This is a genomic window from Pseudomonas sp. Z3-8 (genome assembly GCF_051131975.1).
Classification (GTDB): domain Bacteria; phylum Pseudomonadota; class Gammaproteobacteria; order Pseudomonadales; family Pseudomonadaceae; genus Aquipseudomonas.
In genome coordinates this window covers 3,715,959-3,739,173 of the sequence record NZ_CP071643.1, presented here as the reverse complement: position 1 = coordinate 3,739,173, position 23,215 = coordinate 3,715,959, and the positions used below count along the sequence as shown (strand labels likewise).

Annotated in this window: 19 protein-coding genes; 15 read left to right on the top strand and 4 right to left on the bottom strand. The window is 63.9% G+C overall.

Translation table 11 applies throughout. From position 1 onward, the window contains the following. The first annotated feature begins 10 nt into the window (after positions 1 to 10). The 14 genes from cobW to J3P94_RS16805 all read left to right on the top strand — a co-directional run bounded on the left by cobW (position 11) and on the right by J3P94_RS16805 (position 15,946). Positions 11 to 1,075 (top strand): cobalamin biosynthesis protein CobW, encoded by a 1,065-nt coding sequence (cobW, locus tag J3P94_RS16870; RefSeq protein WP_305495327.1) that lies wholly within the window; start codon positions 11 to 13, stop codon positions 1,073 to 1,075. A 3-nt stretch (positions 1,076 to 1,078) separates the two neighbouring features. Further along, complete coding sequence (cobN, locus tag J3P94_RS16865) at positions 1,079 to 4,852, top strand: cobaltochelatase subunit CobN (RefSeq protein ID WP_434568893.1); 3,774 nt, start codon at positions 1,079 to 1,081, stop codon at positions 4,850 to 4,852. A gap of 180 nt (positions 4,853 to 5,032) precedes the next feature. Then, positions 5,033 to 6,040 (top strand): ATP-binding protein, encoded by a 1,008-nt coding sequence (locus J3P94_RS16860; protein WP_434568892.1) that lies wholly within the window; start codon positions 5,033 to 5,035, stop codon positions 6,038 to 6,040. Positions 6,041 to 6,141: 101 nt separating this feature from the next. After that, positions 6,142 to 6,699 (top strand): vWA domain-containing protein, encoded by a 558-nt coding sequence (locus J3P94_RS16855; protein ID WP_434568891.1) that lies wholly within the window; start codon positions 6,142 to 6,144, stop codon positions 6,697 to 6,699. A 169-nt stretch (positions 6,700 to 6,868) separates the two neighbouring features. After that, positions 6,869 to 8,515, top strand: coding sequence for a phospholipase D-like domain-containing protein (locus tag J3P94_RS16850; protein ID WP_434568890.1), 1,647 nt, complete (start codon positions 6,869 to 6,871; stop codon positions 8,513 to 8,515). A 55-nt stretch (positions 8,516 to 8,570) separates the two neighbouring features. Then, the gene (locus J3P94_RS16845; protein WP_434568889.1) at positions 8,571 to 8,912 is read left to right on the top strand and encodes a hypothetical protein; all 342 of its coding nucleotides are present in this window, start codon (positions 8,571 to 8,573) and stop codon (positions 8,910 to 8,912) included. Between the two features lie 368 nt (positions 8,913 to 9,280). Next, the gene (locus J3P94_RS16840) at positions 9,281 to 10,129 is read left to right on the top strand and encodes a transporter substrate-binding domain-containing protein (protein ID WP_434568888.1); all 849 of its coding nucleotides are present in this window, start codon (positions 9,281 to 9,283) and stop codon (positions 10,127 to 10,129) included. Positions 10,130 to 10,183: 54 nt separating this feature from the next. Continuing rightward, positions 10,184 to 10,846 carry an amino acid ABC transporter permease gene (locus J3P94_RS16835; protein WP_434568887.1) on the top strand — a complete coding sequence of 221 codons (663 nt, stop codon included), beginning with the start codon at positions 10,184 to 10,186 and terminating at the stop codon, positions 10,844 to 10,846. A 9-nt stretch (positions 10,847 to 10,855) separates the two neighbouring features. Next, a complete protein-coding gene (locus J3P94_RS16830; protein ID WP_434568886.1) occupies positions 10,856 to 11,518 on the top strand; it encodes an amino acid ABC transporter permease in 663 nt (220 codons plus the stop codon). Then, a complete protein-coding gene (locus tag J3P94_RS16825) occupies positions 11,515 to 12,303 on the top strand; it encodes an amino acid ABC transporter ATP-binding protein (protein ID WP_305495315.1) in 789 nt (262 codons plus the stop codon). The genes J3P94_RS16830 and J3P94_RS16825 overlap by 4 nt, the downstream gene beginning before the upstream one ends. A gap of 23 nt (positions 12,304 to 12,326) precedes the next feature. Beyond that, entirely contained in the window at positions 12,327 to 12,716 is a 390-nt protein-coding gene (locus J3P94_RS16820) for a RidA family protein (RefSeq protein WP_434568885.1), read from the top strand. Between the two features lie 165 nt (positions 12,717 to 12,881). After that, positions 12,882 to 13,646 carry an IclR family transcriptional regulator gene (locus J3P94_RS16815; protein WP_434568884.1) on the top strand — a complete coding sequence of 255 codons (765 nt, stop codon included), beginning with the start codon at positions 12,882 to 12,884 and terminating at the stop codon, positions 13,644 to 13,646. Between the two features lie 29 nt (positions 13,647 to 13,675). Beyond that, a complete protein-coding gene (locus J3P94_RS16810; RefSeq protein WP_434568883.1) occupies positions 13,676 to 14,893 on the top strand; it encodes an amino acid deaminase in 1,218 nt (405 codons plus the stop codon). A gap of 138 nt (positions 14,894 to 15,031) precedes the next feature. Further along, the gene (locus tag J3P94_RS16805) at positions 15,032 to 15,946 is read left to right on the top strand and encodes a sugar kinase (RefSeq protein ID WP_434568882.1); all 915 of its coding nucleotides are present in this window, start codon (positions 15,032 to 15,034) and stop codon (positions 15,944 to 15,946) included. 118 nt (positions 15,947 to 16,064) lie between these two features. On the opposite strand, the gene J3P94_RS16800 is transcribed toward J3P94_RS16805, so the two are convergent. Together J3P94_RS16800 and J3P94_RS16795 are read right to left on the bottom strand one after the other, a co-directional pair. After that, positions 16,065 to 16,340: a peptidylprolyl isomerase gene (locus tag J3P94_RS16800; protein ID WP_019690952.1), complete on the bottom strand. Its 276-nt coding sequence runs from the start codon at positions 16,338 to 16,340 to the stop codon at positions 16,065 to 16,067. A 48-nt stretch (positions 16,341 to 16,388) separates the two neighbouring features. Next, complete coding sequence (locus J3P94_RS16795; RefSeq protein WP_434568881.1) at positions 16,389 to 18,926, bottom strand: PAS domain S-box protein; 2,538 nt, start codon at positions 18,924 to 18,926, stop codon at positions 16,389 to 16,391. A 134-nt stretch (positions 18,927 to 19,060) separates the two neighbouring features. Here J3P94_RS16795 and J3P94_RS16790 point away from each other — a divergent pair, with 134 nt between their 5' ends. Further along, complete coding sequence (locus J3P94_RS16790) at positions 19,061 to 20,176, top strand: PilT/PilU family type 4a pilus ATPase (RefSeq protein WP_434568880.1); 1,116 nt, start codon at positions 19,061 to 19,063, stop codon at positions 20,174 to 20,176. Between the two features lie 124 nt (positions 20,177 to 20,300). On the opposite strand, the gene J3P94_RS16785 is transcribed toward J3P94_RS16790, so the two are convergent. Further along, a complete protein-coding gene (locus tag J3P94_RS16785; protein ID WP_434568879.1) occupies positions 20,301 to 22,256 on the bottom strand; it encodes an acetoacetate--CoA ligase in 1,956 nt (651 codons plus the stop codon). Between the two features lie 179 nt (positions 22,257 to 22,435). Next, positions 22,436 to 23,212, bottom strand: coding sequence for a 3-hydroxybutyrate dehydrogenase (locus J3P94_RS16780; RefSeq protein ID WP_434568878.1), 777 nt, complete (start codon positions 23,210 to 23,212; stop codon positions 22,436 to 22,438). Positions 23,213 to 23,215: the final 3 nt, after the last annotated feature.

Sequence of the window (23,215 nt, the reverse complement as noted above, 5' to 3'; positions counted from 1 at the left end):
AGGGCATCCGATGAAAACACTGGCCAAACTCCCCGTCACCATCGTCACCGGTTTCCTCGGCTCGGGTAAGACCACCTTGCTGCGGCACATGCTCGACAACGCCCAGGGCCGGCGCATCGCGGTGATCGTCAACGAATTCGGCGAGCTCGGTATCGACGGTGAGATTCTCAAGCAGTGCTCCATCGGTTGCACCGAAGAAGAAGCCAACGGCCGGGTCTACGAATTGGCCAACGGTTGCCTGTGCTGCACCGTGCAGGAAGAGTTTTTTCCGGTGATGCGCGAACTGGTGGCCCGTCGCGGCGACCTCGACCACATCCTCATCGAAACCTCTGGCCTGGCCCTGCCCAAGCCCTTGGTCCAGGCCTTCCAGTGGCCGGAAATCCGCAGCGCCTGCACGGTCGATGCGGTGATTACCGTGGTCGACAGCCCGGCCGTGGCCGCCGGTACTTTTGCCGCGTTCCCCGACCAGGTCGATGCCCAGCGCAAACTGGACCCGAACCTGGATCACGAATCGCCGCTGCACGAGCTGTTCGCCGATCAACTGGCGAGCGCCGACCTGGTGATCCTCAACAAGGCCGACCTGATCAGCCCTGAGGACTTGGCAAAAGTCCGCCTGGAAGTCGCCGAAGAATTGCCGCCAGCGGTCAAGGTCATCGAAGCCAGCAGCGGTCGACTGCCGCTGGACGTACTGATCGGCCTGGGCGCCGGCTCCGAAGAGCACATCGACAGTCGCCACAGCCACCACGATCACCACCATGACGGCGATGATGACGATCACGATCATGACGCCTTCGACTCGATCTCCCTCGAACTGCCCCAAGCCGATGAAAGCCTGCTGCTGGACGCGCTGACGCAACTGGTGATCCAGCATGATGTGCTGCGGGTCAAGGGTTTCGCGGCGATCCCGAACAAGCCGATGCGCTTGTTGATCCAGGGCGTCGGCACGCGCTTCGACAAGCATTTCGACCGCCAATGGGGCGCCGACGAAGCGCGGGTGACGCGGCTGGTGCTGATCGGCCAAGCGCTGGATGCCGGGCTGCTTGAAGCGCAGCTGCGCGCCGCCCTCAGCGTCTAAGCCATGCACCTGCTCAGGACCCAGCCCGGCGGTTTTGTGTCGGATGACAACATCGCCGACCTCGGACAAACCCCCGCCGAGCTGGTGATCCTGTGCAGCGGCGATTCCAGCCTGGCGCTGCTGGCCGAAGCGGCGCGGCAATTGCCGGACGACTACCCGCAGTTTCGCCTCGCCAACCCGATGCAGGTGCAGAACCACGCGTCGGTGGACCTGTATGTCGACGACGTACTGCGCCACGCCAAGGTCATCCTTTTATCGCTGCACGGTGGCATCGGCTATTGGCGCTACGGCATCGAGCGCCTGATGGAACTGGCCGCGCGCGGCGTGAAGCTGATCCTGGTGCCGGGGGATGATCGCCCCGACCCGGAGCTCAGCGACCTGAGCAACGTAGCGTTGGAGGATCGCGACCGGCTCTGGCAGTTCTTGCGCCAAGGCGGATTGGCCAATGCCCTGAACCTGTTCCATCACCTCGGCAGCCAATGGTTTGGGCGCGATTATCCGTGGGCCGAACCGCAGCCCTTGCCGCGCACAGCGATCTACCACCCCGAACAAACCCACGCGACGCTCGATCATTGGCAAGCCGACTGGCGCGCCGACGAGCCGGTGGCGGCGGTGTTGTTCTATCGCTCACACCTGCAAGCGGCGAACACTGCTTTCATCGACGTATTCTGCCAGCGCCTGCAAGCGGCGGGGCTCAATCCGCTGCCGATTGCCGTGGCGAGTCTCAAGGAACCCGGTTGCCTGGCACAGGTGGAAGGTTGGCTGGACGAGGCAGGGGCGGGGGTGATTCTAAACACCACCGGCTTCGCCCAATCCAGCCCTGAAGCACCGCATCTGCGGCCGTTTCGCCGCGACATACCGGTGATCCAGGCGATCTGCGCGCAGGACAATGAGCCCGGCTGGCGCGCCAGCGAACAAGGCCTGGGGCCACGCGACCTGGCGATGCACATCGCCCTGCCGGAACTGGATGGACGGATCATCAGCCGGCCCATCAGTTTCAAGGACCTGGCCTGGCGCAGCGAGCGCAGCCAGAGCGATGTGGTCTGCTACCGGGCGGTGCCGGAGCGTATGGATTTCGTTGCCGAGCTGGCCCGGCGCTGGACGGCGCTGGCGCGTCTGCCCAACCGCGAAAAGCGCGTGGCGCTGATCCTCGCCAATTACCCGACTCGCGATGGGCGCATCGGCAACGGTGTCGGCCTGGACACGCCGGCGGCGGCGCTGAATATCCTCCGCGCCCTGCAGGCCGAGGGCTATCCGCTGTCGGCCGAGCTGCCGGCCAGCGGCACCGCGTTGATCCAGCAATTGCTCGGCGGCGTCAGCAACGATCTCGACAGCCTGGATTTGCGCCCGTGTCATCAAAGCCTGGCCTTGGACGCCTATCAAGCCATGTTCGACGCGCTACCCGAGGCCAACCGCGACGCGGTATTGGCCCGTTGGGGCGCGCCCGAGCAGGACCCGATGTTCCGCGACGGCCGATTGATGATCGCCGGCTTGCGCCTTGGCCTGACGTTTATCGGCATCCAGCCGGCGCGCGGTTATCAAGTCGACCCGAGCGCGGTGTACCACGACCCGGACCTGGTGCCGCCCCACGGTTACCTGGCGTTCTACTTCTGGTTGCGCCACACCTACGGCGCCCATGCAGTGATTCACGTCGGTAAGCACGGCAATCTCGAATGGCTGCCAGGCAAGGGCGTCGGGCTCTCGGAAAATTGCTGGCCGGACGCGCTGCTCGGACCGCTGCCGAACATCTACCCGTTCATCGTCAATGACCCGGGCGAGGGCGCCCAGGCCAAGCGACGCACCCAGGCGGTGATCATCGATCACTTGATGCCGCCGCTGACCCGGGCCGAAACCTACGGGCCGCTGCGCAACCTCGAACTGCTCGCGGACGAATACTACGAGGCGCAACTGCTCGATCCGCGCCGCGCCCGGGAGCTGCAACGGGATATTCTCAACCTGGTGCGCGAGACCCACATCGACCGCGAACTGCAACTCGACGCCGCTCTCGACAGCGACGCCGACGCGGCAATCTGGCTGCCACGCCTGGACACCTACCTGTGCGACCTGAAGGAATCGCAGATTCGCGACGGCTTGCATATCTTCGGCGAGTCGCCTGGCGGACGGTTGCGTATCGACACCTTGCTGGCGTTGCTGCGTATTCCCCGTGGCGATGGCAAGGGTGCGCAGTCGAGCCTGTTGCGGGCCTTGGCGAAGGCGTTCGGGCTGGGGTTCGATCCGCTCGATTGCGCCTTGGCCGAGCCTTGGACCGGGACGCGACCCGAGGCCCTGGGCGAGGTCAGCGCCGAGCCTTGGCGCAGCGTCGGCGACACCCGCGAGCGCCTGGAGCTGTTCGCCGCGCGGTTGATCGAACAGGCCCTGGAAGGTCCGGTCAAGCAGCTCGACGCGCCGGGCTGGGACGCGGTGGGCTGCATCATCGAACACCTGCGCTGCGTCGTCGCGCCGCGCCTGGACGCCTGTGGTCCGGCGGAAATGCGCGGCTTGCTTGATGCGCTGGGTGGGCGCTTCGTGCCGGCCGGCCCCAGCGGTGCGCCGAGTCGTGGACGCCTGGATGTGCTGCCCACCGGACGCAATTTTTTCTCCGTCGACGTGCGCAACCTGCCCACCACCACGGCGTGGCGCATCGGCTTCCAATCGGCCAACCTGATCCTCGAACGGCACTTGCAAGACCATGGCGATCACCTGCGCCAGCTCGGTCTGTCGGTGTGGGGCACCGCGACCATGCGCACCGGTGGCGATGACATTGCCCAGGCCATGGCGCTGATGGGCGTGCGCCCGGTGTGGGCCACGGGCAGCCAGCGCGTCGACGATTTCGAAATCCTGCCGTTGAGCCTGCTGGACCGGCCCCGGGTCGATGTGACGCTGCGCGTCTCGGGGTTCTTCCGGGACGCCTTCGCCAACCTGATCCGCCTGTTCGATGCGGCGGTGCAGGCCGTTGCGGCCCTCGATGAGCCGGACGACATGAACCCGCTGGCGGCGAAAGTCCGCAGCGAACGCGAAGCCTTGCGGCAAACCGGACTGCCCTTGGAAGACGCGACGCGCCAGGCCGGCTGGCGGATCTTCGGCGCCAAGCCCGGCGCCTATGGTGCGGGCGTGCAGGGCGCGGTTGACGGACGCCTCTGGCAGAGCCGCGAGGACCTGGCCGAGGTGTACCTCAACTGGGGCGGCTACGCCTACGGCGCCAGTGATGAAGGCACCGCCGCGCGGGCTCAGTTCAGCCGGCGCCTGAGTCAGGTGCAAGCGGTGTTGCAGAACCAGGACAACCGCGAGCACGACCTGCTCGATTCCAATGATTACTACCAGTTCCAGGGCGGCATGCTCGCCGCCGTCGAAACCCTGAGTGGCGAAGCCGCGGCCAGTTACCACGGCGATCACAGCCAGCCGGACTTGCCGAAAATCCGCACCCTGAAGGAAGAGCTCAACCGGGTCATCCGGTCCCGCGCGGCCAATCCGAAGTGGATCGACGGCGTCAAGCGCCATGGTTACAAGGGCGCGTTCGAACTGGCGGCGACGGTGGACAATCTGTTTGCCTTCGACGCTACCACGCAGTTGATCGATGATCACCAGTACGCCTTGCTGGCCGATGCCTACCTGCTCGATCCGGATACCCGGGACTTCGTCCGCCAGCACAACCCCGACGCCCTGCGGGACATGACCGAGCGAATGCTCGAAGCCCAGCAGCGGGGGATGTGGCAGGAACCGGGCGACTATCGCGAGGCGCTGGAGAATCTGTTGCTGGATATCGAAGAAGATGGCTGATTTGCCGATGACTGGCGGGCTTTTGTGGCGAGGGAGCTTGCTCCCGCTCGGCTGCGCAGCAGCCGTCATCCGTCATTCAGGTAAACGCCGAGACCTCAGGTTGTCTGGGCCGCTGCGCAGCCCAGCGGGAGCAAGCTCCCTCGCCACGGGGGACGTTCTTACATTCATGAGACATTCAATATGACCGACACCGCCCATTTTCCCCTCTCCGCCGTGGTCGGCGCCGATGCGCTGAAACTGGCCCTGTGCCTGGCGGCGATCGATCCGAAGATCGGCGGTGTGCTGATCGAAGGTCCACGGGGGATGGCCAAGTCCACGCTGGCCCGGGGCCTGGCGGATCTGCTGGCAAGCGGTCAGTTCGTGACCCTCCCACTGGGCGCCACCGAAGAGCGGCTGGTGGGCACTCTCGACCTGAATGCCGCACTTGGGGAAGGGCGCGCGCAATTTTCCCCCGGCGTGCTGGCCAAGGCGGACGGTGGCGTGCTGTATGTCGATGAGGTGAACCTGTTGCCGGATCACCTGGTGGACCTGCTGTTGGACGTCGCCGCCAGCGGCACCAACCTGATCGAGCGCGACGGCATTTCCCACCGGCATCCGGCGCGTTTCGTGCTGATCGGCACCATGAACCCGGAAGAGGGCGAACTGCGTCCGCAATTGCTCGATCGTTTCGGCCTGAACGTGGCGCTTGATGGTCATACAGCGCCTGCCGAGCGCGGGCAGATCATTCGCCGGCGGCTGGATTTCGACAGCGATCCGGCGGCGTTCTGCGCCGAGTGGGAAACCGCTCAACGACAGTTGCGTGAACGCTGCCACCAGGCGCGCGCGCGGTTGGCCGGGATCCCATTGGATGACACGGCGCTGGAGCAGATTACCGAGCGTTGCTTCGCCGCTGGGGTCGATGGCTTGCGCGCCGACCTCGTCTGGTTGCGGGCCGCCCGCGCTCATGCTGCCTGGCGTGGCGCGGACGCCATCGCCGCCGAAGACATCGACGCCGTCGCCGAGTTTGCCTTGCGCCATCGGCGCCGCGACCCTGCGACCCAGGCGCCCGCGCCGTCCCAGGCACCGCCGCCGCGCCCGAATGAAGCGAGCGAGTCCGGCGAAGGCCAGGGCCAATGGGGTGACCTGCCGGCCCGGGCGCTGCCGAGCGGTGCCCGGCGTGACGTGCCGAGCTGGCCAAAAAAGCCCTAGGCATTCGCCCCCGGTCGCCCGCGGGGGCGAATGCCAGACCCCGTCCGGGACGGCTCGACCAGGGCCGCCAAGGCCACGGCAAAGCGGCCGCCAGCGGCGCAGTGGATTGGCCGGGCACGTTGCTCAAGGGACGTCCACGCCTGCTGGCGGATTTGCGTTTCAAATGGCGGCAGCGTTCAGCCCATGAGCTGTGGCTGGTGATCGTCGATGCGTCGGCCTCGACCCGTCGCCATCGCGCCCTGAGTGACGGCAAGGGCCTGCTGGCCCAACTGTTCGATGACGCCTACCGACAACGTGCGCGGTTGGCGCTGTTAACCGCCAGCGGCGCCGCGCCGAGGTGGCAAGTGCAGGGGCTCAAGGCCTCTACTGGCCTGGGCGCTTGGCTCGACGCGCTGGGCGCCGGCGGCGGCACGCCGTTGCTGGCGGCGCTGGACGAGGCGCAGCGCTGGCTCATGGTTCGGCGCAAACGCTATCCGGCGGAGCAGCAGCGGGTGTTGCTGATGACCGATGGACGAGTCAAGGACGGGCTGGGCGTGCCGCCTCTCGAACGCCCGTGCCTGCTGATCGACATCGAGCGCGGCCCGATTCGCCTGGGCCGGGCGCGGCAGCTGGCGGAGCAGTTGGGGGCTGAGTATCGGCATATCGATGAAGCGCACTGACTGAACTTTGCGGTGTAACGGCAGGCCCCTTCGCGAGCAGGCTCGCTCCCACATTTCCCGGCCCCCTGTGGGAGCGAGCCTGCTCGCGAAGGCATCGCCTCGGTCCCGGACCTCTATGTTCAATCTGCATCACTGCTCTATGCTCAGGCAGTCTCCACAGGAGTGAACCATGCGCGTACTCGTCACCAACGCGAAGGACGATTTCCGGGTCAAGGCCTATGCCGGCACCAACGGCGTGTTGCTCGCCATGGACCTGGCCGAGCCCCGGCGCAAGGGGCTGCTGGGTTTTGCCATCGAGAAACAGCAGGGCACCAAGCCCTGGCTGTTCCTGTTCAACAGCCTGACGTTCCCCGACAAGGCGCACACCTTTCCCCAGTTCCATGCCACGCCCAGCGACAAGGCGCCCTTGCAGAAATTTCGCTGGGCCGATTACGCGGTCAACCCTGGCGTGACGATTCATTACCGCGTGCACCTGGCCTACGGCAACGCCGATGCGCCGCAACTGGGCGAATCCCTCGAAGTGAGCGTCACCAGCGATGACGGCCAGCCAGCCAACCAGCGGGTCATCTTCAATCGCGCGGTGGCCGCCAGCCAGGCGTTCCAGCGCAAGTTTCCCGAACTGGACGCACTCATTGATGCCAACAAGAACCTGTCCATCGACGACTGGCCCGACGCGCCGCGGCGCTGGCTGGAAAACGGCTTGCTGGGACGCTTGACCGGCTTCATCGATCGGGCGCTCGATGCCAACTGGGCGCTGGACGTCGCCATTTATGAGTACGAATTACCGGTGATCGTCGATGCGGTGAACGCTGCCCATGCCCGTGGTGCACGGGTCAGGGTGCTGTACCACGCCGAACCGGGGGATGACGGTACGCTGCGCAACGAAGCCAGCCTGGAAAAACTGCCAGCGGCGAACAAGCGTGGGCGGGTCACCCACAATATCTTCCACGACAAGTTCATCGTGCTGAGCAAAGTCGAAGGCAACGCGTCGCTGAAACCCGAGGCGGTGCTGTGCGGCAGCACCAATTTCACCGCCAATGGCATCTACCGCCAGGCCAATGTCATTCATGTGCTGGACGACTCGCGCATCAGCGCCAGTTACCTTCAGGTGTTCGAGCAGATCTGGGCCACACCGGAGGATGTCGATGCCACGCGCCAATGGCTGACCCGCAACAACCCCATGGATGCAGACGAGAAGCTATTCGCCGGTTTCTCGCCGCGTACCGGGCAGGGCGATCTGGATCGCTTCGTCGACATCATCGACGGCGCGCGCAAGGACCTGCTGTTCGTCACGGCGTTTGCCTTGCCCGACCGCATCCTCGATGCCTTGCTCGGCCAGCCCAATGACGACGTGCTGCGCTACGGCCTGCAAAATACCACCAGCCGCATCAGCGGTTTTCACGCCGACCGCACCGCCGAATTCGCCGCCACCGCGCTGCTCAATACTGGCCTGGAAGGTTGGCTCAGGGAAAACATGAAAGGCCAGAAAGGCAACCTGCTGGTGCATACCAAAGCGGTGGTCACCGATTTCACCAGCGATGCGCCGACCATCATCAGCGGCAGCCATAATCTCAGCATCGCGGCGAGCAACGGCAACGACGAGAACTACCTCATCATCCAGGGCGACACCGATCTGGCCGACCGCTACGGGCTCGAACTGCTGCGTTTCTACGAGCATTACCGCTTTCGCTACTTCGCGAAAAAACTCGCCCTCAAGCAGGTCAAGCCGCTGGCGGTGGATGACAGCTGGAGCGACGACTATTACCGCGAGGGGGATCTGCGGATGCTGTCCAGGGTGAGGTTTTGCGGGCGTTAGCCACATTAGCTGCTTGAGTGATAGCATAGAGCCACTTATCAGCCTGGAAGCTGTCATGAAGCGCTGTCACGGAAAGTTCTTTCTGCTTCGCACCGGTGTCGCGGTCCTGTTGTTGGCGCTGGGCACTTCGGTTATCGCTGCCAACCAGCCATGTTCCGGACGCAAGGGCGGCATTGCCGGGTGTGACGGCGATACGTTCCTGTGCAATGACGGCTCCATCAGCGCTTCGAAAAGGTCCTGTTCCGCTGTGCTGGGGCTTCGCAATGAGGCTCGCCCGCAATCGCTGCTCAAGTCATCCGACGGCTGCCAATGCGGCAGCGGCAATTATTGCGTCGGTCCCCGGGGCGGAGTCTATTGCCTCACGCCCGGAGGCAGTAAGAGTTACAAGCGTAAATAAACCGACTCCTTCCCAAGGCGCCGCAAATCCAAGTGGGAGCGAGCCTGCTCGCGAAAGCGTCATGTCAGTCGGCATCGTTGTCGGCTGAAACACCGCCATCGCGAGCAGGCTCGCTCCCACAGGGCTAGCCACCCGCAGCGGCACCGATTTGGGGCCTCGCTACCCGCATCCGTGGCCAACGGTAGCAATTACGCAGCGAGCCGCCGGGATACCCTCGATCGTTGTGTTTTTCCATCTCGCTGATTTTCCTCACATTCCATTTTTCCCACCCATGCGCGCCATGCCTGTGGCACACTTTCTGCTGTCTATTCCGTTGTTACATACCATGTTCCGGTATAGCGGAATAAACTCATCCTGGAGTGCTTGCCATGCAATGCCGACCTTCCTTGTTCAAAGCGTGTGTTTTTCTCTTCGCGGCCACGACGGCTGCCATGGGTGTCGCTCAGGCGGCCGACAGCAAGCTGGACAGCGTGCTGCAACGCGGGAAATTGATCGTAGGTACGGGCAGCACCAATGCGCCGTGGCACTTCCAGGGAGCGGATGGCAAGTTGCAGGGGTTCGATATCGATATCGCGCGGATCGTCGCCAAGGGTTTGTTCAATGACCCGGAAAAAGTCGAATTCGTGGTGCAGTCTTCCGATGCACGGATTCCCAACCTGCTGACCGACAAGGTCGACATGAGCTGCCAGTTCATTACGGTCACCGCCAGCCGAGCCCAACAGGTGGCATTTACCTTGCCGTACTACCGCGAAGGGGTAGGCCTGCTACTGCCGGCCAACAGCAAGTTCAAGGAAATCGAAGACCTCAAGGCTGCCGGCGACGACGTCACCGTGGCGGTGCTGCAGAACGTCTACGCCGAAGAGCTGGTGCACCAGGCGCTGCCGCAGGCCAAGGTCGACCAGTACGACAGCGTCGACCTGATGTATCAGGCGGTGAACTCCGGCCGTGCCGATGCCGCTGCCACCGACCAGTCCTCGGTCAAATACCTGATGGTGCAGAACCCCGGTCGCTATCGCAGCCCGGCCTACGCCTGGAGTCCGCAAACCTATGCCTGCGCGGTCAAGCGCGGCGACCAGGACTGGTTGAACTTCGTCAACACTGCGCTGCATGAAGCCATGACCGGTGTGGAATTCCCGACCTACGCTGCGTCGTTCAAGCAGTGGTTCGGCGTCGAGCTGCCATCGCCGGCCATCGGTTTCCCCGTTGAATACAAATGACCCAGTGAGCCCGGGGCGCCAGCGTTGGGCGCCCCGTCGAAGGTACTGCCGACCATGAATTATCAGTTGAACTTTGCCGCCGTCTGGCGCGATTTCGACACGCTGCTGGCGGGGCTTGGCCTGGGGCTTTCCCTCGCGCTGGTGTCGATCGCCATCGGTTGTGTGATCGGCCTGCTGCTGGCGTTCGCGCTGTTGAGCAAGCACCGCGTACTGCGGTTGTTGGCCTCGGTGTATGTCACGGTGATCCGCAATACACCGATCCTGGTGCTGATCCTGCTGATCTACTTCGCCTTGCCGAGCCTGGGTATTCGCCTGGACAAGCTGCCGTCGTTCGTCATCACGCTTTCGCTGTACGCCGGGGCCTACCTCACCGAAGTGTTCCGTGGCGGCCTGGTGAGTATTCACAAAGGGCAGCGGGAGGCAGGTCTGGCGATCGGCCTGGGCGAATGGCAGGTAAAGGCCTACGTCACCGTGCCGGTGATGCTGCGCAACGTGCTGCCGGCGTTGTCCAACAACTTTATTTCGCTGTTCAAGGACACCTCGCTGGCGGCGGCGATTGCCGTGCCGGAGCTGACCTACTATGCCCGCAAGATCAACGTGGAAAGCTACCGGGTGATTGAAACCTGGCTGGTCACCACGGCCCTGTATGTCGCGGCCTGTTACCTCATTGCCATGTTGCTGCGTTACTTCGAGCAGCGCCTGGCGATCCGCCGTTAGGAGCGTTCCATGTACCAATCCCCTAGTTGGTTGCAGGAGTTGTGGGTCGCCCGTGAGACTTTGTGGGCCGGTTTCCTGACCAGCGTGCAATGTTCGGCCCTGGCGATTGTGTTGGGCACCTTGATCGGCGTCGTCGCCGGGTTGGCGCTGACTTATGGCCGGGTCTGGATGCGCGCGCCGTTTCGTTTCTACGTCGACCTGATTCGCGGCACGCCGGTGTTCGTGCTGGTACTGGCCTGCTTCTACATGGCCCCGGCCCTGGGTTGGCAGATCGGTGCGTTCGAGGCTGGCGTCCTCGGATTGACGCTGTTCTGCGGCTCCCACGTGGCCGAGATCGTGCGCGGTGCGTTGCAGGCTCTGCCCCGCGGGCAGATGGAAGCGAGCCAGGCCATCGGCCTGACATTCTTCCAGTCGCTCGGTTATGTGCTGTTGCCCCAGGCGTTGCGGCAGATCCTGCCGACCTGGGTGAACTCCTCCACCGAGATCGTCAAGGCCTCGACGCTGCTGTCGGTGATCGGTGTCGCCGAACTGCTGCTCAGCACCCAGCAGATCATCGCCCGGACCTTCATGACCCTGGAGTTCTACCTGTTCGCCGGTTTTCTCTTTTTTATCATCAACTACGCCATCGAATTGCTCGGGCGGCACATTGAAAAGCGGGTGGCCTTGCCATGACTGACGTTTCCCTTTCAAACGCGCAACCGCTGCTGGATATCCGTGGCCTGCGCAAACAATACGGCCCGCTGGAAGTGCTCAAGGGCGTGGACCTGAGCATGCAGCGCGGCAATGTGGTGACGCTGATCGGCTCCAGTGGCTCGGGCAAGACCACGCTGCTGCGTTGCGTCAACATGCTCGAAGAATTCCAGGGCGGGCGGATCGTGCTCGACGGCGAGTCCATCGGCTATGACGAGGTGGACGGCAAGCGCGTGCGTCACGCCGAAAAAGTCATCGCCCGGCACCGGGCCATGACCGGGATGGCCTTCCAGCAATTCAACCTGTTCCCGCATCTGAGCGCTTTACAGAACGTCACCCTGGGCCTGCTCAAAGTGAAAAAACTGCCCAAGGACGAAGCGGTGGCCCTGGCCGAGAAATGGCTGCAGCGGGTCGGCCTGCTGGAACGGCGCGATCATTTTCCCGGTCAGTTGTCCGGCGGCCAGCAGCAGCGCGTGGCGATTGCCCGGGCGATCGCGATGAACCCCAGCCTGATGTTGTTCGACGAAGTGACCTCGGCCCTGGATCCGGAGCTGGTCGGCGAGGTGCTGAACGTGATCAAGGGCCTGGCCGAAGACGGCATGACCATGCTGCTGGTGACCCACGAAATGCGCTTTGCCTTCGAGGTCTCCGACAAGATCGTTTTCATGAACCAGGGCCGCATCGAAGAGCAGGGGCCGCCGAAGGAATTGTTCGAGCGCCCTCAATCGCCGCGCCTGGCGGAATTTCTCAAGAACACCCGTTTTTAAATCCATCCAATAAGGAGTAACTCATGAGCATTACGCGCTATGGCACCGGCAGCACCGCGGGCGGCGGACAGCCGCGGCCCTTCGCTCGCGCCGTGGAGGCCGATGGCTGGTTGCACGTGTCCGGCCAGGTGCCCGCGGTGAATGGCGAGATCGTCGCTGGCGGCATCGTCGAGCAGACGCACCAGACCATGAAGAACCTGATCGCCATTCTCGAAGAGGCCGGCTATGGCCTGGAAGATGTTGTGCGTTGCGGCGTCTGGCTGGATGACCCGCGCGATTTCTGGAGTTTCAACAAGGTCTTCGGCGAATATTTCAGCCCCGAACACGCCCCGGCCCGGGCCTGTGTGCAGGCGAGCATGATGGTTGACTGCAAGGTCGAGATCGATTGCGTCGCCTATAAGAAAAAGGCCTGAACACGATATTCTGGCGAGGCCACTTTCCGTGGCGAGGGAGCTTGCTCCCGCTGGCCTGCACAGCAGGCCCATTTTTTACGACTGCTGCGCAGCCGAGCGGGAGCAAGCTCCCTCGCCACAAGGTTTTTTTGCCCGATGAAAATTGAGATCTCAGGAACCGCAGACATGACCGAAGACACCATCAAACGCCGGGCCCGGGGATTGGATCGGGCGTTCGATATCCTCGATTTTCTCAAGGAAATCGGCCAGCCGCTGCGCCCGAACGATATTGCCAGCGGCATCGGCAGCCCCAAGTCCACGGTCTACGAACTGGTGGCGTCGCTGCTTGAACGGCGCATTCTCGAGCCGGTCGGCAATGATGGTCACGTCTACCTGGGGCGGCAGTTGTATTTTCTCGGGCAGGCGCACCTGCGGCATTTCGACCTCAGCCGCGAGGCCGACCAGGCCTTGCAGGAGATCGTCCGCCAGACCCGCGAAACCGCGCAGATGTGCCTGCTCAACGGGCGCAAATACACCGTCGCGCTGATGAAGGAAGGCGAGCGGCACTTTCGCATTTCCTCAGACATCGGTGAGAACGCGCCGATCCCCTGGACCGCGTCCGGGCGCCTGCTGCTGGCGCATCTGAGCGACCAGCAGATCGTCGACCTGATCGACCCCGACGACTTCATCCTGCCGGGCGGCGAGCGTTTGCCCCTGGAGCAGTTTCTCAAGGAAATCCGCCAGGCCGGTGTCGATGGATTTTTCTCCTTCGACAGTGTGGCCGACACCTTCACGCATTGCTTCGCCGCGCCGGTCAAAGACCCCAGTGGCGTGGCCATCGCGACGCTGTGCATCGTCGCCCCGAGGGCTGACGCCAAGAACAATTATGCCGACTACCGCCGGGTGCTGATCGAGAGCGCCAACAACCTGGCCCGTCGCATCAACGAATAGACAGCCGCGGCTGTATGAGGAGTTCGAACATGTCTTCTGCCATTGTTAACGCCGGTGTCGAAAAGGGCGCCGCTTCCCCGGGCGCCCATCTGCTGCGCGATGTCAGCCTGCCGGCCCTGGTACTGCATCGCGAGGCGCTGGAGCACAACATTCGCTGGATGCAGAAGTTCGTCAGCGACAGCGGCGCCGAGCTGGCGCCCCACGGCAAGACCAGCATGACTCCGACGCTGTTTCGTCGCCAGCTTGAGGCCGGTGCCTGGGGCCTGACCCTGGCCACCGCAGTGCAGACCCGCGCCGCCTACGCCCATGGCGTGCGCCGGGTGCTGATGGCCAATCAATTGGTAGGCCGGCCGAACATGGCGCTGATCGCCGATCTGCTGGCCGACCCGGCGTTCGAATTCCATTGCCTGGTGGATCATCCGGACAACGTCGCCGAGTTGGGGGCTTATTTCGCTTCGCGCGGCGCACGGTTGAACGTGATGATCGAGTACGGCGTGGTCGGCGGTCGTTGTGGTTGCCGGACCGAAGCCGAGGTACTTGCGCTGGCCGAGGCCATCGGTGCGCAACCGGCGTTGGCCTTGACCGGTATCGAAGGTTACGAAGGGGTGATCCACGGCGATCACGCCATCAGCGGCATCCGGGCGTTCGCCGCATCCCTCGTAGGGCTGGCGATGCAGTTGCAGGACAGCGGCGCGTTTGCCAACGACAAACCCATCATCACCGCCTCGGGTTCGGCCTGGTACGACCTGATCGCCGAATCTTTCGAGGCGCGCAATGCCCACGGGCGCTTCCTCAGCGTGTTGCGGCCTGGCAGTTATGTGGCCCACGACCATGGCATCTACAAGGAGGCGCAATGCTGTGTGCTGGAGCGCCGCAGTGACCTGCACGAAGGCTTGCGTCCAGCGCTGGAAGTCTGGGCCCACGTGCAATCGCTGCCGGAGCCGGGCTTTGCGGTGATTGCCCTGGGCAAGCGCGACGTGGCCTACGACGCCGGGTTGCCGGTGCCGCTCAAGCGCTACTCGCCGGGTTCGGACTCGGCGGCTGGGGACGACGTCAGCGGCTGCAAGGTGACCGCGGTGATGGACCAGCATGCGTTCATGAGCGTGGCGCCGGGCGTTGAATTGCGGGTGGGCGACATCATTGCGTTCGGCACGTCCCATCCGTGCCTGACGTTCGACAAGTGGCGGGTGGGGTGTCTGGTGGATGAGGGGTTGCGGGTGGTCGAGAGCATGGAGACTTGTTTTTAAGAGTTGAGACCGAGTCGCGGCCTTCGCGAGCAGGCTCGCTCCCACAATTGGATCGCGGGTGACCCAGTGATCACCTGTGGGAGCGAGCCTGCTCGCGAAAGCGGCCCGCAACACACCGCTGAAATATCAGGATAACTCATGAGCGACACCAGACCCCGCATCGCCCTCATCGGCGAATGCATGATCGAATTGCAACACCGCGCCGACGGCAGCCTGCAGCAAAGCTTCGGCGGCGATACGCTGAACGCCGCGGTCTACCTGGCCCGGGCCTTGGGCGACAACGGCGCTGTGGATTACGTCACCGCGCTGGGCGACGACAGTTTCAGCGATGCCATGTGCCAGGGCTGGGCCGCCGAAAACATTGGTTTGGGCATGGTCCAGCGCTTGCCCGGGCGCCTGCCGGGCCTGTATTGCATCCAGACCGACGCGACGGGCGAGCGCCGCTTCCTGTACTGGCGCAACGAGGCGGCGGTGCGTGATTGCTTCACCTCGCCAGCCGCCGCGCCGATTCTCGCAGCGTTGGCCGACTACGATGTGCTGTATTTCAGCGGCGTGACCCTGGCGGTGATTGGCGAGCAGGGCCGGCGCAAACTCATCGACACGCTGGTCGAGGCGCGTCGGCGCGGGGCCCAGGTGGTGTTCGACAACAACTATCGGCCAAGGCTCTGGGCCTCGGTCGAGGCGGCCCGTGCGGCTTATCGCAGCGTGCTGCCCTACGTCGAGCTGGCGTTGTTGACCGTGGACGACGAACAGGCACTGTTCGGCCATGCCGACAGCGAGGCGGTGTTCGCTGCCTATGCACAATTGGGAACGCCTGAAGTGGTGCTCAAGCGCGGCGCCGAGGCTTGCCTGATTCGTTGCGACGGCCGGTCTTATGAGGTGCCTGCCCTGCGGGTCGAGCGGGTGGTGGACACGACGGCGGCGGGAGACTCGTTCAGCGCCGCCTACCTGGCGAGCCGCTTGCTCGGCGGCAGCCCGGCGGAAGCCGCCGAGGCCGGGCATTTGCTGGCAAGCCGGGTGATTCAGGTGCCGGGGGCGTTGATACCGAGATGAGATGGCGGTACAGAACCTGTGGGAGCGAGCCTGCTCGCGAAGGCGTCGGGTCAGTCTGCATCAATGTTGACTGGTACGCCGCCTTCGCGAGCAGGCTCGCTCCCACAGGGGTATCGCTTCAGTCGCGGTAAAACACCTGCACCAGGTGATAGCCGAACTTGCTCTTGATCGGTCCGTGCACCACCCGCAGCGGTTTCTTGAAAATCACCGCATCGATCGCGCCGACCATCTGCCCAGGGCGTACCTCACCCAAGTCCCCGCCGCGCTTGCCGGAGGGGCAGGTGGAGTACTTTTTTGCCAACACGTCAAACGCTTCGCCCTTGGCGATGCGTTGCTTGAGCTGTTCGGCTTCTTCGGCGGTTTTCACCAGGATATGGCGGGCTTGGGCTTTCATTGCAGCGGTGACCTGAGCGGTGCAAAAGGGCGGCGATTATGCCTCAAGTCAGCTGCCATGGTTGATCATCGTCCGAATCTTGTTGGCCAAAAGATCGAGGGTGAACGGCTTGGCAACCATGTCCATGCCTTGCTCGAGGAACCCCTGGCGCTCGGTGGCTTTCTGCGCATATCCGGTCATGAACAGGACTTTCAAATCAGGCCGGTGCTGACGGGCGATTTCAGCCAGCTGCCGGCCATTCATGCCCGGCAGGCCGACATCGGTCACCAGCAGGTCGATGCGCTGCCCGGACTCCAGCAACAGCAGAGCCTGCCGGCCGTCCTCGGCTTCGAGGGCGGTGTAGCCCAAGGTGGCCAGCAGGTCGAGCACGAGCATGCGCACCGCCGGTTCGTCTTCGACCAGCAACACGGTTTCCCCGGCAATGGCCGGCGGAGCCTCGGTGGCCGCCGGCGCTGCGGGTTGTTCGGTCGCGGCGACGCGCAGCCGCGGCAAGTACAGCTGCACCCGCGTGCCCTGGCCTGGCACGCTGTCCAGGCTCAGGTGTCCGCCGGACTGCTGGGCAAAGCCGTAGATCATCGAAAGACCGAGGCCGGTGCCCTGGCCGATGGGTTTGGTGGTGAAGAACGGATCGAAGGCCTTGGCCAGCACGGCGGGAGTCATGCCGCTGCCGTTGTCGCGCACGGCGATCATCACGTAATCCCCGGCCTTGACCGGTTCCAGCGTGCTGATGTCGCTGCCGTCGAGGTAGACGTTGGCGGTTTCGATGGTCAACTCGCCGCCGTCGGGCATCGCGTCCCTGGCGTTGATCACCAGGTTGAGCAGGGCGTTTTCCAGTTGGCTGGCATCGGTACTGACCGGCCACAGCTCGTCGGCCAGTTCAAGCCGCAGCACGATGTGATCGCCGGTGGTACGGCTCAACAGGTCTTCGAGTGAGCGCACCAGGCCATTGGCGTCCAAGGGTTTGCGGTCCAGCGACTGGCGCCGGGAAAAGGCCAGCAGGCGATGGGTCAGGGCCGCGGCACGGTTGGCCGAGGAGATGGCCGCTTCGGTAAACCGCCCTATCTCGGCGGCGCGGCCCGAGGCGATGTAGCGCTGCATCAGGTCCAGGCTGCCGAGAATACCGGTGAGCATATTGTTGAAGTCATGGGCAATGCCGCCGGTGAGCTGGCCCACCGCTTCCATTTTCTGCGCATGGCGCAGCGCTTCTTCGGCGCGTTCGCGCTCGAACATCTCGCTTTGCAGGCGATGGTTGGCCTCGGCCAGTTGCTGGGTGCGGGCGATTACCCGTTCCTCCAGCGTTTCGTTGAGATTACGCAGCGCTTCTTCGGTTTTCTTGCGCTCGGTTTCGTCGATCACGAAGATGTAGAAGCCGTTCACCGCGCCGTCACTGCCATGGCGCGGCAGGTAGTTGATCAATGCATGCCGTGGCCGGCCATCGCGATGGGCTGACTGCACGGTGAAACTGCACGGCTTGCCCGCCAGGGCGCCGGCGATCTGTTCGGCGCGCGCCGCGTACGCTTCGTCGCCGATGACCTCGCGAATGGTCTTGCCGTACAGCTCCTGCGGGGTCAGCCCGTACCAGTTCAGGTAGGCGCTGTTGTTCAGGCGGAAACGCTCTTCGCGATCGACATAGCTGATCAGCACCGGCATGGCGTTGATGATCAGTTGCAGCTCGGTCTGGCTCTGGCGCAGGGCGTGCTCGGTGCGCTTGCGCTCGGTCAGGTCCAGCGCCGCGCCAAGGAAGCGCTTGGGCCGGCCGTGGCGATCCTTGTAGCAGCGCCCGCGCACGAACACCCAGCGCAGTTCACCGTCGGGCTGCAGCAGCCGGTACTCCTCGGCATATTCGGTGCCGTGGGTGATGCAATGCTTGATGCTGCGCGCGACCATCGCCCGGTCTTCGGGGTGCACGCCTTCCAGATACGCACTGATCGGCAGCTGCCGCGACAGGCTCGGATCGACGCCATGCAGCAGGGCGAAATGCGCATCGGCGATGAAGCGGTCTTCGCTGATGTCCCAGTCCCAGGTCCCCAGCGCATCGGTGGCCGCCAGCGCCAGTTGCAAGCGCTCCTCGCTTTCCTGCTGGGCCTTGAGGCTGGCCTCGGAACGCCGCTCGAATTCCTGGGCCAGCCGGCGTCTTTCGCTGGTCTCGATGGCCGTCACCAGGATGCCGGCGACACTGGCGCTTTCGTCGTGTATCGGGCTGTAGGTCAGGTCGAGCCACACGTCACAGAGGCGGCCACTGAAGGGCATGCGCCACCGTTTGTCGCGGCAGGCGTACATGCGCCCTTGCAACACGCTGTGATAAATCCCCTCGGTCTCGCCCCGAAGTTCAGGCCAGGCCGTGTGGGTGGGCTGGCCGAAGGCCCTGGGGTGCTTGTCGCCGACCAGCCGGGCATAGGCGTCGTTGTACAGATGGGTCAGCTGCGGCCCCCACAGCACGGCCATCGGCATGGGCGAGTGGAGCATGATGTCCACGGCGGTGCGCAGGCTCTGTGGCCAGGTATCGACGGCGCCCAAGGGGCTGGCGGTCCAGTCCTGACGGGCGATCAATTGCTGTGTGTCGCTGCCGGCGGGTATTGCATTCATCACGGGAGTCCCTGGATGTTCATATCGATGCGGCGGCTTCTACTATCCTCTGGAGAAGGTAAGCGCGGGTTGATCTGAAGTTTTTCTGGCTCGGGTCAACGTGTCCATTGAAGTTTGCGGAAGTTTTTCAGGCTATGGAAATTGATCCTTTGTTACGCATCCTGGCAAGCCAGGACGGTTCCGACCTCTACATGTCCACCGGTGCACCGCCCTGCGCGCGTTTTGAAGGTGTGCTCAAGCCGCTGAGCAACCAGGCGTTCAAGGTAGGCGACATCGCCGGGCTCGCCGAGTCATTGATGGACGCCGAACAGCGCCTTGAGTTCGATCGGGAACTGGAAATGAACCTGGCGATTTCCCTGGCCGGTGTCGGGCGGTTCCGGGTCAACATCTTCAAACAGCGCAACGACGTGTCCATGGTGATACGCAACGTCAAGCTGGACATCCCGCGCTTCGAAGACCTGAAGCTGCCCAAGGTGCTGCTGGAAACCATCATGCAGAAGCAGGGGCTGATGTTGTTCGTCGGTGCGACGGGCTCGGGCAAGTCGACCTCCCTGGCGGCGCTGATCGATTACCGCAACCGCAACAGCAGCGGCCACATCATCACCATCGAAGACCCGGTGGAGTATATCCATCGGCATAAGAAATCGATCGTCAACCAGCGGGAAGTCGGGGTGGATACGCGCAGTTTTCATGCCGCGCTCAAGAATACCTTGCGCCAGGCGCCGGACGTGGTGCTGATCGGCGAAATCCGCGACCGGGAAACCATGGAGCATGCCCTGGCCTTTGCCGACACCGGCCATCTGGTGATTTCCACCCTGCATGCCCACAACGCCAACCAGGCCCTGGACCGGGTGATCAATTTTTTCCCGGAAGAACGCCGGGCGCAACTGCTGCACGACTTGGGCAACAACCTCAAGGCGTTTGTTTCCCAGCGCCTGGTGCGCACCCGCGGCGGTCAGCGGCGGGCGGCGGTGGAGGTGATGCTGGGCTCGCCGACGGTGGCCGACCTGATCCGGCGCAACGAGCTGGGCGATCTCAAGGGCATCATGGAAAAGTCCGAGGAACTGGGCATGCAAACGTTCGACCAGGCATTGTTCAACCTGGTGGTCGAAGGCGCCATCGATGAGGAAGAAGCGCTGAAAAATGCCGATTCGGCAAACAACCTGCGTTTGCGCTTGAAGCTGCATGCGGAGACGGGGGCCGCGCCGCCGGCCGATCCGCCGGCGGGGGAGTGGGGACTGATGGATTGAGTCCGGTTTCAGGGAGCCGCGTTATCGTTCTTCGCGAGCAGGCTCGCTCCCACAGGGATCTGCAATTCAGTGTGGGAGCGAGCCTGCTCGCGAAGCGGTACTGAAGCCAGCAAATAACCAGCGGTCAAGTCGCTAGCTCCGGCCGCCCGCGAAACTGCTCCAGCGCCTCGGGATTGGCCAGCGCATCGGTGTTCTTTACCGCCTCGCCATGCACCACGTTACGCACGGCCAGTTCCACCACTTTTCCGCTGATCGTGCGCGGAATGTCGCTGACGGCGAGGATTTTCGCCGGTACATGGCGCGGCGTCGTATTAGCGCGGATGACCTGGCGGATCTTCTGCTCCAGGGCATCGTCCAGCACGTCACCATCACGCAGGCGCACGAACAGCACCACTCGTACGTCACCCTGCCATTGCTGGCCAATGGCGACGCTGTCGAGGACCTCTTCGACTTTTTCCACCTGCCGATAGATTTCCGCCGTGCCGATGCGCACGCCACCGGGGTTGAGCACCGCGTCGGAGCGTCCGTGGATCAGCAAGCCGCCGTGGGCCAGTTCTTCGGCGTAGTCCCCTTGGGCCCACACTCCGGGAAACTGGCTGAAATAGGAGGCGCGAAGTTTATCCTGGCGCGGGTCGTTCCAAAGCCCGATGGGCATCGCCGGAAAATGCCGGGTGCAGACCAGCTCGCCTTTCTCGCCGATCACCGCCTCGCCGGCCTCGTTCCAGACCTGCACCGCCATGCCCAGGCTCTTGCCCTGCATCTCGCCCCGGCGCACGGCGGACAGCGGGTTGCCGTTGATGAAACAGGAGACGATATCGGTACCGCCGGACATCGAGGCCAGGCAAACGTCGGCCTTGAAGTCGCGGTAAACGTAATCGTAGCTGTGGGGGGCGAGAGCCGAACCGGTGGACAGGAGGGTCTTGAGGCTGCCCAAGTCATGGCTCTGGCGTGGCTGGACGCCTTGGCTTTCCAGGGCGGCGAGGTATTTCGGGCTGGTGCCGAACGCGCTGATGCGCTGTTGGTCGATCAGGTCGAGCAGGCGTTCGGGACCAGGGTGAAACGGCGAGCCGTCATACAGCACCACCGAGCTGCCCACCGCCAGGGCCGAGACCAGCCAGTTCCACATCATCCAGCCGCAGGTGGTGTAGTAGAACAGCCGATCCCCAGGGCCGAGATCGACGTGCAGGCCATGTTCCTTCATATGCTGCAGCAGCACGCCGCCAGTGCTGTGGACGATGCACTTCGGCACGCCGGTGGTGCCGCTGGAGTAGAGGATATACAACGGATGATCGAACGGCACGCTGGCGAACTCCGGCTCGCCACCGCTTTGATAAAAGTCCTGCCACAGCGCAACGCTGGCCTGGGTCTCGAAATCCTCGACGCGAGCATCGGGTCGGGCGTAAGGCAGCACGATCAACTGTTGCAGGGACGGCAGCCGCGCAAGGATCTCGTTCACCTTCGGGCGCTGGTCGATGACCTTGCCGGCATAACGATAACCGGCACAGGTAATCAAAACCTTGGGCTCGATCTGGCCGAACCGGTCGATGACGCCCTGGGTGCCGAAATCCGGCGATGAGCACGACCAGATCGCCCCCAGGCTCGTCGTGGCGAGCATGCCCACCAGCGTCTGCCAGGTGTTGGGCATGCAGGCAGCGACCCGGTCGCCCTGGGTCACGCCGGCGGCTTGCAGGCTTTTCTGCAGGCCGGCGACGTGGGCGGCGAGTTCGGCCCAGGTCAGCGTTTGCTCGGTGCCGTCTTCATCGACGGCAACCACTGCCACGGTGTTATCGCGACGGCGCAGCAGATGTTCGGCGAAACTCAGCGTGGCCCCCGGGAACCAGCGTGCGCTGGGCATATGCGGGCCTTCCACCAGCACTGCGGTGGGGCGCTGGTGAAAACGGATGTCGAAGAAGTCCACGATGGCCTGCCAGAAAGCTTCGCGCTGGTCGATGCTCCAGGCGTGCAGGGCCGGGTAATCGTTCAACTGCAGCGAGTGCCGTTCGTTGACGAACCGGCGCAAGGCGTCCATGCGCGACCGGGCGATGCGTTCGGGGCTGGGTTGCCAGAGGATGTCGGACATGGGGTGCCTCTTGTTTTTCCGGGGCTTGCGAACATTGCAGCACACGGCGTTATTTATGGCGAGAAGCGCTTCTGTGGCGAGGGAGCTTGCTCCCGCTGGACTGCGAAGCAGGCCCCCAATAGGCGGCCGCTACGCAGCCGAGCGGGAGCAAGCTCCCTCGCCACGGGGATCGCGGAGGGTTATTGCGCCAACCACCCTCCATCAACATTCCACGCCGCGCCGCGCACCTGGCTGCCGACTTCGCTGCAGAGGAACAGCACCAGTTCACCCAGCTGCGGCGGGGTGACGAATTCCAGGGACGGTTGCTTCTCGGCCAACAGATCGTGCTGGGCCTGTTGCGGGTCGACGCCGCTGGCGATGCGGTCGTCGATCTGTTTCTGCACCAGTGGCGTCAGCACCCAGCCTGGGCAGATTGCATTGCACGTCACGTTGCTGGTAGCGGTTTCCAGGCCAACCACCTTGGTCAGCCCGATCACCCCGTGCTTCGCGGCGACGTAGGCGGCCTTGCCCACCGAGCCGACCTGGCCATGCACCGAGGCGATATTGACGATCCGTCCCCAGCCCTTGGCGCGCATGCCCGGCAGGCTCAGGCGAGTGGCGTGGAACACCGAGGACAGGTTGATGGCAATGATCGAATCCCAGCGCTCCACCGGGAAGTCCTCGACCGCGGCCACGTGCTGGATCCCGGCGTTGTTCACCAGGATATCCACGCCGCCGAATTCGCGCTCGGCGTAGGCGAGCATGTCGCCAATCTGTGCCGGGTCGCTGACATCGGCCGGGTGATGGCCGACCTTGCCACCGAACTGCTTGACCTCGGCGATCACCGCCGACGCATCGCCGAAGCCATTGAGGATCAGGTTGGCGCCGGCCTTGGCCAGGCTCAGGGCGATGCCCAGGCCGATGCCGCTGGTGGAGCCGGTGACCAGGGCAGTCTTGCCCGAGAGAAATGTCGTCATGGA

Bases quoted from the DNA above. Each gene is read 5' to 3' on its own strand.
- J3P94_RS16780 (WP_434568878.1), bottom strand. From the start codon at position 23,212: ATGACGACATTTCTCTCGGGCAAGACTGCCCTGGTCACCGGCTCCACC.
- J3P94_RS16800 (WP_019690952.1), bottom strand. From the start codon at position 16,340: ATGAAAGCCCAAGCCCGCCATATCCTGGTGAAAACCGCCGAAGAAGCC.
- J3P94_RS16810 (WP_434568883.1), top strand. From the start codon at position 13,676: ATGTCTTCTGCCATTGTTAACGCCGGTGTCGAAAAGGGCGCCGCTTCC.
- J3P94_RS16845 (WP_434568889.1), top strand. From the start codon at position 8,571: ATGAAGCGCTGTCACGGAAAGTTCTTTCTGCTTCGCACCGGTGTCGCG.
- J3P94_RS16860 (WP_434568892.1), top strand. From the start codon at position 5,033: ATGACCGACACCGCCCATTTTCCCCTCTCCGCCGTGGTCGGCGCCGAT.
- cobW (WP_305495327.1), top strand. From the start codon at position 11: ATGAAAACACTGGCCAAACTCCCCGTCACCATCGTCACCGGTTTCCTC.
- J3P94_RS16850 (WP_434568890.1), top strand. From the start codon at position 6,869: ATGCGCGTACTCGTCACCAACGCGAAGGACGATTTCCGGGTCAAGGCC.
- J3P94_RS16795 (WP_434568881.1), bottom strand. From the start codon at position 18,926: ATGAATGCAATACCCGCCGGCAGCGACACACAGCAATTGATCGCCCGT.
- J3P94_RS16820 (WP_434568885.1), top strand. From the start codon at position 12,327: ATGAGCATTACGCGCTATGGCACCGGCAGCACCGCGGGCGGCGGACAG.
- cobN (WP_434568893.1), top strand. From the start codon at position 1,079: ATGCACCTGCTCAGGACCCAGCCCGGCGGTTTTGTGTCGGATGACAAC.
- J3P94_RS16790 (WP_434568880.1), top strand. From the start codon at position 19,061: ATGGAAATTGATCCTTTGTTACGCATCCTGGCAAGCCAGGACGGTTCC.
- J3P94_RS16835 (WP_434568887.1), top strand. From the start codon at position 10,184: ATGAATTATCAGTTGAACTTTGCCGCCGTCTGGCGCGATTTCGACACG.
- J3P94_RS16785 (WP_434568879.1), bottom strand. From the start codon at position 22,256: ATGTCCGACATCCTCTGGCAACCCAGCCCCGAACGCATCGCCCGGTCG.
- J3P94_RS16840 (WP_434568888.1), top strand. From the start codon at position 9,281: ATGCAATGCCGACCTTCCTTGTTCAAAGCGTGTGTTTTTCTCTTCGCG.
- J3P94_RS16830 (WP_434568886.1), top strand. From the start codon at position 10,856: ATGTACCAATCCCCTAGTTGGTTGCAGGAGTTGTGGGTCGCCCGTGAG.
- J3P94_RS16815 (WP_434568884.1), top strand. From the start codon at position 12,882: ATGACCGAAGACACCATCAAACGCCGGGCCCGGGGATTGGATCGGGCG.
- J3P94_RS16825 (WP_305495315.1), top strand. From the start codon at position 11,515: ATGACTGACGTTTCCCTTTCAAACGCGCAACCGCTGCTGGATATCCGT.
- J3P94_RS16805 (WP_434568882.1), top strand. From the start codon at position 15,032: ATGAGCGACACCAGACCCCGCATCGCCCTCATCGGCGAATGCATGATC.